Genomic DNA, 1,576 nt, shown 5'->3' on the forward strand with positions numbered 1-1,576 from the left:
ATCAGCGCGCCGTCCGTCGCGGCCGAGCGCAGCACCAGTTCCTTCAGTTCGGCGGGCCACGGGCTGTCGTCGCGGAGCAGGCTCAGATGGTTGGTGTAGTTCCACTGCAGGATCAGTCCGACCGACGGGTCGGCGGCGCCGACGCGTTCGATCACCTCGACCGCCTCGGCGAGACCCGCACCGAGACCGCCGTATTCCACCGGAACCGTGAGCGCGGGCGCGCCGATCGCGCGCAGCGCCTCGAAGGCGGCGAACGGAAAGGCCCCCGCCCGGTCGTGTTCGGCGGCGCGATCGGCGATCAGTGCGAGCGCGTCGGCGAACGCGTCCTCGTCGAGACCGTGCACGGTGTGTGCTGGTGCCACAGCGGTCATGCGGGTGTCACTCTCCTGGTCGCGTCACGACCGCTCGGCGGCGGTCGAACGCAGATCTGTGCGGCGCACCGGAATTCACCGGAAAGGGAATCGGGGCGCGATGAAGTGGATCGTCGAAATCAGCGACGACAGGGCGGAGCCGTGGTGGCTGCCTCGATCCGGATATTCGGCAATTCCACGAGACCTCCTTTCCACGTTCGGTCTCCGCAATCCAGTATCGGAACCTCCGATGTCACCGAACAAGACAGCCGGCCTACCGGATTCGTTCAGTTTTTCTCGATCGTCGACCGGGATCAGGACGCCAACTGCTCGGGCGCCGCGATGGTGCGCAGCATGCGTATGGCCGCGGCGACAGCGGGCCTTTCCAGGGAGGCTTGCCGGTAGGTCACGCCGACCTGGCGCGACCCGTTGGCAATGGTGCAGGCGATCAGGTGTCGGTACTCCGGTGGTACCGACATCTCCGGTACCACCGCCACGCCCAGCCCGTGGTCGACGATCTCGGCCATCCCGGCGAAGGTGCCGCTGCGATGCTCGATCCGCGGGGCGAACCCGGCCTCACGGCAGGCGTACATCACCGACACGATCGACGGCGCGCCGTCGCGGGCGGCGATCCAGTCGGCGTCACGCACCGCGGACAAGCCCTGCTGGCGGGCCCGTTCCCGCAGGCCGGGTGGGGCGAGCAGCACGAGCGGATCGTCGAACAGGTACTCCGAGGACAGCCCGAGCGGCAGATCCCGAGCCCGGAACGAGTACGAATAGGTGATCGCGATGTCGACCTCCTGCTGGCGGACCGCGGGCACCGCGTCCACCGGAATCAGGTCGACCACCTGCACCCGCAGGCCGGGGTTCTCGTTCATCAGTCTCGCCGCGGCGGGCAGCGCGAGCCGGGTCTGCGCGGTGCGAAAGGTGGCCAGGGTGAGCACACCGGTGATGGCCTCGGCGGTGGCGGCCACCGCGCTCTCGGCTTCCTCGAGCGCGGTGATAATCCGCGAGGTGTAGTCCACCAGCACCCGGCCCGCGTGGGTCAGGCGCAACACCCGGCCTTCACGGCGGGTGAGCACCGCGCCCACTTCCTCTTCGAGAATGCGCAACTGTTGCGAGACCGCCGAGGTAGTGATCCCGTGCAATTCCGATACGGCGGTCATGGTGGTTCGCTCGGCGAGATCGCGCAACAGGACAAGGCGTCGAATGTCGTACATGAATTC

General features: G+C 67.9%; 2 protein-coding genes. Both read right to left on the reverse strand.

All coding sequences use genetic code 11. From position 1 onward, the window contains the following. The coding region (locus ACFWF3_RS35375; protein WP_379318484.1) for an acyl-CoA dehydrogenase family protein at window positions 1-371 on the reverse strand (371 nt) is incomplete at its 3' end. Window positions 372-664: 293 nt separating this feature from the next. Next, a partial coding sequence (locus ACFWF3_RS35380) for a LysR family transcriptional regulator (protein WP_379318486.1) occupies window positions 665-1,576 on the reverse strand: 912 nt, incomplete at its 5' end.

The sequence above is a fragment of the Nocardia sp. NPDC060220 genome (assembly GCF_042727815.1).
In the GTDB taxonomy this organism is placed as follows: Bacteria; Actinomycetota; Actinomycetes; order Mycobacteriales; family Mycobacteriaceae; genus Nocardia.